The organism is Mesorhizobium album (assembly GCF_033977205.1).
In the GTDB taxonomy this organism is placed as follows: Bacteria; Pseudomonadota; Alphaproteobacteria; order Rhizobiales; family Rhizobiaceae; genus Mesorhizobium; species Mesorhizobium album.
In genome coordinates, this window is the sequence record NZ_JAVIIW010000159.1 from 1 (window position 1) to 632 (window position 632).

General features: G+C 64.2%; 1 protein-coding gene. It reads right to left on the reverse strand.

The genetic code is table 11. From position 1 onward, the window contains the following. The coding region (locus tag RFN28_RS34710) for an oligopeptide/dipeptide ABC transporter ATP-binding protein (RefSeq protein ID WP_320291611.1) at positions 1-632 on the reverse strand (632 nt) is incomplete at both ends.

Below are 632 nucleotides of genomic sequence, written 5' to 3' on the forward strand. Positions count from 1 at the left end.
ATCGTCTCGTTGGCCTTGACGACGCGGCCTTCGCTGGAGCCGAACACCTCGCTGCCGCCGACCTTGTAGTATTTCTTGAGATCATCGATCTTGAGCACCGGCTGGCCGGGCTCGACCTTTTCGTTGACCTTCTTGGCGCCGGGCGGCAGCGCTTCCCAGTCGATCTCGTTGAAGCGCACGCAGCGCGAGAAATGGCCCTCGTGCCCTTCGACCGCGATCATCGGGATCTCGGCGGCGTTGCAGACGCCCTCGACGAAATGGTGGCAGCGCGGGCCGAAATTGCACCCCTTCGGCCGCTCATGCGGCAGCGGCAATTGTCCGGGAATGGAGACCAGCGGCCGCGAATTCTTGTCGGCGCCGGGCAGCGGGATCGAGCGGAACAGGCCCTGCGTGTAGGGGTGGCGCATCCGGTCGAAGACATCCTCGATCTTGCCCGTCTCGACCGCCTCGCCGGAATACATCACCGTGATCTTGTCGCAGGTCTCGAGGATGAGGCCCAGATTGTGCGACACGAAGATCATCGAGGTGCCGAATTTCTGGCCGAGCCCCTTGACCAGTTCGACGATGCCGGCCTCGACGGTGACGTCGAGCGCCGTCGTCGGCTCGTCGAGCAGGAGCAGCGCCGGCTTCGA